Below are 6738 nucleotides of genomic sequence, written 5' to 3'. Positions count from 1 at the left end.
TTTTTCCAAGTGCTAGTTTCCTGTTTTATCCTCTCCTTGTCTTCTTGGCTTAAATCTTTAAAGGAAAGAGCTTGTAGCATCCTTTGTCTTTGGGATTCATTCCTTAGAGTATCTTCTATGAATGCATTTCCTGCTTTAGTATATTCGTCCTCTCCTTTAGACTTTGCAAAGAGTAATTGAAGATTATTTTCATTAAGTTTTAAAAAGGTATTTTTTTCTTCTTTACTTAAAGAATCTTTATCCTTTAAGCCTTTTTGTAAGAAATCTTGTATAAAAGCCTCTTCTTTTATGGCTTCTTTTGCCCTGCCTTTCTTATCAAAAAGATATTTAACACCCTCTAATACTCCTTTAACTTTGTTATCTTTTGGAGGTGTTTTTTGGAGAATATTCAAGTCTTTATGGTTTAGGTTTAGATTAGATTCTTGTGAATTGCGTTGTTTTAAAGGATAGGCTTCCCATCTTTGGTCATTTTTTAAGGAATGGTAAATAATTTCCTCTTTTTGTTCTTGGGGGAGATGTTTTAAGCTTTCATTTAATGCCTCCCAATCAATATTTGTTTTAAAGTTTTTCCGCAAATAATCAAGAGTTTGTGCTTTTGGAATATTATCTTGCTCTAGTGCATTAAAGTCTAAGTAAATTCTATCCATAATATATCCTTTTAAAAAGGACATTTTAGGATTTTTAAAAGAACAATTTAAGGGTTAAAAAATTTGGTATAATTTTGCAATGTATGATTTGTGTAAAAACATTGGACTTGGATTATTTGTAAATGGAACTTTTGCAATACTTAATGGTGATTTTGGCATTATGCCTTGCATTATCACAATAGGTAGCATCTGTATTATGTATATGTCAATTAAGTTAGACCAAAGGAGTAAAAATGGGTGAGATCCTTATTGCTATAGCAACCATTGGCTTGTGTATTTTTCTTGGTTATAAGCTTTACTTTAAAGCCTAAAATCATCAAGCCCCCATACTTAGAGCTTGATTAGAAGTGTTTGTTTAAGGCTCTCTTTAGTATGGAGAGCTTATAATTGAAATGTTAGTTTAAGTGGCTCTTATTTAGACTTTAAAGTCTGAATAAGCGTTACAAGTAGAATTAAAATTAAAACTACTTCCATCAAACCTCCTTTCAATCAAGCAAAGAGATTCACCTTAAACCTTACAATTATACAATAAATTAGAGATTTTTATTTCCTGCTACTAAAAGGCTATCAAGCTTACTAAAATTTGGAGGATTAAGATAAACATAGCCTTTTTGAATATTTTTATTATAAACTTCTATAAAATCCTCAATCTTCTCTTTTTGCGAAGTATTAGCGTTAATATTATGGCTAGAAGTGCTTAAAAACTATTCTAAAAACTTAAAATACAAGTTGCTAAAATCATAATCTTTTAAACAATCTTGAAAATCTAAAACTCCTTCTCCTTCAAATATGAAAAAAATATTATTCAAGCTATCTTGATAATATTCCCCCTCTGAAGTAATGCTTAAGTTGTTTTCACCTGTTTTTAAATCTATAGTTTCTAAAGTATATGTAAAGGCATTTTTTAAAAAAGCGACATTGGGTTTAAAAGGATAATTAAAAACTCTCATTTAGTCTCTTTGGGTGGGGAGTTCATAAAGAGAAGCTGCATCGGCTACGATTTTATCGGCTTCCTCTCTTTTTTTCTTGTTCTCCTCATACCTTTGATTTTCTTTATGGTATTGTTGCTCTAGTAAATTATTTATTCTTTTTTGCTCTTTTAAAGATTTTCTCGCATTAGTGTAAGAAGAGAAAGCATTAAAAATATCTGTTGCGGCTCCAACAGCAGCTAAAGCACCACCAAATCCTTTACTATTAAAAAACTCAAAAGCACCAAAACCTTTAGCAGGAGATGTAGCTTTAGCAGTTGAAGAAGTAGCGTCTAAAAAACCTGTAGTTTTTTTAGGAGGTGTAAAAATTATAGAACTTAAACTATTTTGTCCCAAAATATTCATAATTATTCCTTTTTGTTAATGGTAAAAAAATAAAGAGCATAATTAAAGGGTTAAAATCTATTTAATAAATAGCTACCGCAAATCCATTCCTTTGCTGGTTTGGATTATTTTATTGCCAATCCCTCCTTTATCTTCTTCTTGTTGATTAGCAATTTTCTGGGCTAATTCTCCTTGTGCGGTGTATTTTATCGCTTTGCCTTCTAATTCTTTAATTTTAGCTTCCATTTCTTTTAAGTTTAACTGCATTTGCATATCTTGTAACTGCGAGTTTGCTTGAGCCTGTGCTTTTTGTGATTGTTCTGCTTTTGCAATAGCTTATTCAATGTCTGCAACAATAGGAGAGTCTGTATCTTTTAACATTAATGGTAGTAAAGATGCGATTAAATCAGGTCGTATTTGAGCAATGGTTTTTAGCATCTCACTCCAATGAGCAAATCTCTATTCTCTTCCTTGCGTTTTCAGCTGGGTTTTATAGGTTAAATCAAATTTCCCTACTTTAATTTTATTTTCTTCTTTGGTATTAATAGAAAAATATCTATCTCCCACCTTTTTATCTATAATCTTAAAAACTTGCCTTTTAGTGAAATAATGCTGGATAAAATCAAGGGCTTTTTGGAATATAAGTTTATCCATCTCATCACTAGTCTTAATGAAATCCTGTAATCCCATTAACCCTGCATCTCTTCTTTGAGCAATGGCTACTCCGCCTTGTCGGTTTATTGCCATACCTAAGGCTTCATCATTTAGCCCACTTAATAATTTAGCCAAATTCCTTTTCTCATTAACCTTTTGGGATAAAGTAGCAATATCACTATGATGTTGCACAAAATGAATTTTCCCATCCCTAATTGCACCATTAGCTACTTTAACAATAGCATTATCTAAACTAGCTTCACCAGCAAACTCTTCAGCATTTATAACAGCGTCTTCTTCATAAAATGCTTTGAAGCTTCCCATCATATTAGCCATTCGATTTTCTGCAAAATTAATATAGTCTTGTAAAGGTTTAATATCCCTAAAAAGCCCATACCAATTATTCTTTTCATCTATGGCATATTTAGCGATAATAAAGGGATGCCCCCCTCCTTTAAAAGGAGAAATTTCATAACTAAAAACTTCCGCTCCTTTTTGCCATATATACCTAGAAAATCCTCCCTCCTCTTTTATCCAAGTTTCTACTAGATTTACTCTTTTATCTATGGAATCTTCAACAATATTAAAACCTTTATCAGGGAACATTTCTTTAGCAAATTCCAAAGAAACATTGATAATTTTATGAAACCTTCTAGCGTCTTTAGCATTAATATCAGTGCTGTATTTATCGATAATAAAACTTTGTGCGGGGATATTTTCTAAAACTAAAATAAAATCCTCCCCCTCTTTGCTCACCCAAACTTGCATAATAGCAAGTCCAAAAATTAAGTCTTTATCTCGTTTAATAATCTCTTTATCATAATTTTCGCTTTGGGAAAAAACATCTAAAATATCATTTAATACTTCAGCAAGAGCTTTATCCTCCTCTTGTCTGCCACTAACCCTTATTTCTTGAATACTTTGAGCCTTATACCCTAAGATTTTATTAACGATCATTCGATAAACATTCTCATAAATAGGAACTGCTACTCTTTGCTTAATTACAGATTCCACATCTGGAGGTAATTGGTTAGAATGATAGTATTTTTTAGCCTCTTTGTATTCTGTGAGAGAAGCGGTATTGGCAGTAAAATCGCTTTGAAACATTTGCTCTAATTCTATAATGCTTAACATTTAATCCCTTCTTGTGCAATCTTTAGCAATTTGCTCAACCTCTTTATAATACAAACTAAGCTCTTTATGACTTTCAAAACTCCCATTTTCTTTAGGTTTTGGGGGAAGCTTTAAATTGCACTTAATGGGGATAAAAACTTCCTTTGTTTGAACTTTTAAAATAGGCTTAGTAGAACATCCAGCCAAAAAAGCTAAAAGAAAAAGAAGTAAAGAGGTATAAATCCATAACCAAACAATTTTAATTGCAAGATTAAAGAGTTTCGCAAAATCTTTTTTCATTTTCCAAGCTCCTTAAAGATTTGCTTATATGCTCTAATCTCTGCTTGGCAGCTAGAATCTTTTAAAACAATTTGTTTAATGGTTGTGGCGTCAATGGATGTTTTTTGCACTTGTATTTTTTTAAAAGATTCATTTTGTTTTTCTAAAGCGAGATTTAATTCTTTAAGATTTGAATTGGCTTGTTGTATCTCTAAATCTTTTAAAAACAAGTTTTCTTTTAAGTAAGAGTTTTGCCAAAGAAGCAAACAAAGGATCAGAGATAAACACATACACACGACTGCAAGAATTGCTTTAATGTCTGTTTTGTTAAGAAGTGTAAAAAACATTATTTATACTCCCAAGTAGCTTTTTTCCCTCTAGTATCCAAATGGATAAATCCTCCATAAGGATTGTTAGGATTTCTTTTAATCGCAATACCTAAGTCTCTATCTCCATATTTTTCCATTACATATTGATAAACCACTTCAGTTGGAACTTTAAACACAATGAAGTCAGCAGCACTTCCAATGGTGTGTTGGCTCTGCGTTGCTCCTCCTACTCTTGCATTATGTTCAGGGCATCGATAACCGCTGTTGATTCTAAGGCATTGTCCAAAATGTTCTCTAATCTCTGTTAGAATATCAATTAATTCATCACTAGGCACATATCAGGTCTTTTGCATTTTCCACATTTGCAATCAAATCCGCAAAATACCCTAAAAATAGGCAAATTTGATTTAAGCTATAAAACAACCTTGAAAATGCTAGGACGAGAGGAGAGATTTACGCATTGGAGTGAAATCTTTAAAACCATAGCTTCAGTTTCTCCTGAAATGGTTAGCGGATTATTGCCTTTAATGTTAAAAGACACTGACAGCCCAATAATCGCAGACATAGAGGAACTAATGGAACAGGTAAAAGAGCAGCAACAAGCACAAGCCCAAAATCAACAACTAGACCAGCTACAACAAATGGAGCTCCAAAAAATGCAAAGTGAGATATTAGAGAGTGAGGCTAAGGCTAAGAAATACACCGCTCAAGGGGAGTTAGCGCAAAAAATAGCCCAGCAAGAAGACATCGATGAGGGAGTGGATTTAAGATGAGCATTTTTCGATTAATCTTTTTGGTGTTTTTTGGGGCTTGTATAAGTGATGTAGTTTTAAGGCTTGGGATACATTGGCATTTTTTAGCAGGATTCTTTGGGGCTTTTGTTTTTGTTCGGATTTTAAAAAGGGGTATTAAAGACCTTTAGGACAACCTTAAGCATAAGGACAAGGGGAGTTAGTAACTAGGCAAGTTTTGTTTTGAAGTGCTTGACAATAAAAACCGACTTTTTGCCCTTTGTGTTTAAAAAGTGAATGCCTACATAACTTTCAAAATCATTTTTAGTTAAACAAGAAAAATGGTTTTGCATAGGTTTTTCCCTGCTTTTGAAATACCACGCACTCACACAGCCACCTATGATAATCCCATACACAAAGCTTAAAATATTGTTGGTAAATCCAACTAGTTGCAAAAAGTTAATAAAGGTTTCAAAAATCAAGTAAAAGTCCTAAAATCCTGCGAAACGCCTAACAAATAGCACAAGCCTCAAAAACAAAAGACTTAATGTAATTTTGTAGAAGTTAAAGTATAATTTTATGGGGTGATTGCCACAGGTTAGCACCCCTGTGGCAAAATCTATGCCCCTAAAAAGGAGCTAAGATGATTGCTACAAAATTCATCTTGGTTGCGATTATACTACTTTGTATAATTGCTGTCAAGGCTTATTAGCTTTGTCCCGTCTTAAGGGGGCTAAGATGGATTTAACCTGTAGCTAAAACACTTGTAGATTTTTATTCATTTGAGATATTTCGGCGTTGCCTCAATATGACAAGGGAGGTTTATTCATTAATATAAGGCTTTAAAACTTTAGTGATTTTTTCTAAGGCTTTTGCTTTAGCATAATTCTCTAGCCAAGAATCAACCCAACCCGCTACTTCAGTGTTTTGCTTCCAATTTGTAACACTTGTATAACTCATTTTTACCATATTGGCGAAATCTTTTTTATTCAAACCTAATTTTTCTAATGTTTCATCAAACTCATTATAAGACATCTTTTTCCTTTAAATATTTTATTTTAAAATATATATAAAAATAAATAAAATATTTATAAAAACTTGATTTATAAAATAAAAGATGATATAATTATACTATTGAACAAATTAATAGTTTGTTTTAAATCCAAAAGAAAAGGAGACAAGATGAAAAGATTAGTAACTGCAGTGCTAATTTAAAGATTATCTACTTGATAATCAAAATCTTAGAGGCTATAACCTAGCTCCTAAGCCCGAGCATAAAGCTTGGATTCATCTTATCTCTTAATTGTATTTTATCATAAAGGAGTGGCAAATGGAAATTGTAGGCTATGCTTTAGAGATTGTAGAGGTTGTTATCATCTTAGGACTTATTTGGCAAGTGGATAAATTGCGTAAAAGTATCGATAAAATTAAACATAAAAATAATAATGAGGAATATAATAATGAAACAATCTTAGATTCTTCATTGATGAGTTTGCAATGCCTTAAAGCAAGAATCCCTTATTTCATAAGTCTGTATTACTTTAAGCCTAAAGATTATTTCTCTCTTAAGATTTCTATCCCTCCTTATGAAATATCAACCCTTACAAGTCTTAAGATAGATTCATTAAATTAACAATAAGCTATAAAAAGTATTTATATTTATATTTTTTCA

Annotated in this window: 12 protein-coding genes and 1 pseudogene; 3 read left to right on the top strand and 10 right to left on the bottom strand. The window is 31.8% G+C overall.

What is annotated here, in order from left to right:
• The 8 genes and pseudogenes from C6H18_RS09230 to C6H18_RS09200 form a co-directional block, all read right to left on the bottom strand.
• On the bottom strand, positions 1 to 647 hold a 647-nt coding region (locus tag C6H18_RS09230), incomplete at its 3' end, for a hypothetical protein (protein WP_158654908.1).
• Positions 648 to 1351: 704 nt separating this feature from the next.
• On the bottom strand, positions 1352 to 1597 hold the full coding sequence (locus tag C6H18_RS09225) for a hypothetical protein (protein WP_104722801.1): 246 nt from the start codon (positions 1595 to 1597) through the stop codon (positions 1352 to 1354).
• Positions 1598 to 1981 (bottom strand): hypothetical protein, encoded by a 384-nt coding sequence (locus tag C6H18_RS09220; RefSeq protein ID WP_104722800.1) that lies wholly within the window; start codon positions 1979 to 1981, stop codon positions 1598 to 1600.
• 72 nt (positions 1982 to 2053) lie between these two features.
• Positions 2054 to 2227: a hypothetical protein gene (locus tag C6H18_RS09515; RefSeq protein ID WP_158654907.1), complete on the bottom strand. Its 174-nt coding sequence runs from the start codon at positions 2225 to 2227 to the stop codon at positions 2054 to 2056.
• A 192-nt stretch (positions 2228 to 2419) separates the two neighbouring features.
• Complete coding sequence (locus tag C6H18_RS09215; RefSeq protein ID WP_104722799.1) at positions 2420 to 3748, bottom strand: portal protein; 1329 nt, start codon at positions 3746 to 3748, stop codon at positions 2420 to 2422.
• Positions 3749 to 4027, bottom strand: coding sequence for a hypothetical protein (locus tag C6H18_RS09210; protein WP_233704127.1), 279 nt, complete (start codon positions 4025 to 4027; stop codon positions 3749 to 3751).
• The gene (locus C6H18_RS09205) at positions 4024 to 4353 is read right to left on the bottom strand and encodes a hypothetical protein (protein WP_104722798.1); all 330 of its coding nucleotides are present in this window, start codon (positions 4351 to 4353) and stop codon (positions 4024 to 4026) included. Before C6H18_RS09205 ends, C6H18_RS09210 begins: the two co-directional genes overlap by 4 nt.
• Positions 4353 to 4735, bottom strand: a pseudogene (locus C6H18_RS09200) (YcbK family protein). The gene C6H18_RS09205 and the pseudogene C6H18_RS09200 overlap by 1 nt, the downstream one beginning before the upstream one ends.
• Here C6H18_RS09200 and C6H18_RS09195 point away from each other — a divergent pair.
• On the top strand, positions 4683 to 5108 hold the full coding sequence (locus C6H18_RS09195) for a portal protein (RefSeq protein WP_104722796.1): 426 nt from the start codon (positions 4683 to 4685) through the stop codon (positions 5106 to 5108). The pseudogene C6H18_RS09200 and the gene C6H18_RS09195 overlap by 53 nt on opposite strands.
• Complete coding sequence (locus tag C6H18_RS09510) at positions 5105 to 5257, top strand: hypothetical protein (protein ID WP_158654906.1); 153 nt, start codon at positions 5105 to 5107, stop codon at positions 5255 to 5257. Before C6H18_RS09195 ends, C6H18_RS09510 begins: the two co-directional genes overlap by 4 nt.
• 36 nt (positions 5258 to 5293) lie before the next feature.
• On the opposite strand, the gene C6H18_RS09190 is transcribed toward C6H18_RS09510, so the two are convergent.
• Positions 5294 to 5548: a hypothetical protein gene (locus C6H18_RS09190; RefSeq protein WP_104722795.1), complete on the bottom strand. Its 255-nt coding sequence runs from the start codon at positions 5546 to 5548 to the stop codon at positions 5294 to 5296.
• 340 nt (positions 5549 to 5888) lie between these two features.
• Positions 5889 to 6101 carry a hypothetical protein gene (locus tag C6H18_RS09185; protein ID WP_104722794.1) on the bottom strand — a complete coding sequence of 71 codons (213 nt, stop codon included), beginning with the start codon at positions 6099 to 6101 and terminating at the stop codon, positions 5889 to 5891.
• A gap of 295 nt (positions 6102 to 6396) precedes the next feature.
• Between C6H18_RS09185 and C6H18_RS09180 the strand changes: the two genes are divergently transcribed.
• A complete protein-coding gene (locus tag C6H18_RS09180) occupies positions 6397 to 6699 on the top strand; it encodes a hypothetical protein (RefSeq protein ID WP_104722793.1) in 303 nt (100 codons plus the stop codon).
• Positions 6700 to 6738: the final 39 nt, after the last annotated feature.

The sequence above is a fragment of the Helicobacter mesocricetorum genome (assembly GCF_900198605.1).
GTDB lineage: Bacteria > Campylobacterota > Campylobacteria > Campylobacterales > Helicobacteraceae > Helicobacter_D > Helicobacter_D mesocricetorum.
This window is presented reverse-complemented; position numbering and strand designations above follow the sequence as displayed.

What these genes read in the sequence shown, in the direction of transcription:
- C6H18_RS09515 (WP_158654907.1), bottom strand. Translation starts at nt 2,227, where the DNA reads ATGCAGTTAAACTTAAAAGAAATGGAAGCTAAAATTAAAGAATTAGAA.
- C6H18_RS09205 (WP_104722798.1), bottom strand. Translation starts at nt 4,353, where the DNA reads ATGTTTTTTACACTTCTTAACAAAACAGACATTAAAGCAATTCTTGCA.
- C6H18_RS09225 (WP_104722801.1), bottom strand. Translation starts at nt 1,597, where the DNA reads ATGAGAGTTTTTAATTATCCTTTTAAACCCAATGTCGCTTTTTTAAAA.
- C6H18_RS09220 (WP_104722800.1), bottom strand. Translation starts at nt 1,981, where the DNA reads ATGAATATTTTGGGACAAAATAGTTTAAGTTCTATAATTTTTACACCT.
- C6H18_RS09185 (WP_104722794.1), bottom strand. Translation starts at nt 6,101, where the DNA reads ATGTCTTATAATGAGTTTGATGAAACATTAGAAAAATTAGGTTTGAAT.
- C6H18_RS09510 (WP_158654906.1), top strand. Translation starts at nt 5,105, where the DNA reads ATGAGCATTTTTCGATTAATCTTTTTGGTGTTTTTTGGGGCTTGTATA.
- C6H18_RS09210 (WP_233704127.1), bottom strand. Translation starts at nt 4,027, where the DNA reads ATGAAAAAAGATTTTGCGAAACTCTTTAATCTTGCAATTAAAATTGTT.
- C6H18_RS09215 (WP_104722799.1), bottom strand. Translation starts at nt 3,748, where the DNA reads ATGTTAAGCATTATAGAATTAGAGCAAATGTTTCAAAGCGATTTTACT.
- C6H18_RS09180 (WP_104722793.1), top strand. Translation starts at nt 6,397, where the DNA reads ATGGAAATTGTAGGCTATGCTTTAGAGATTGTAGAGGTTGTTATCATC.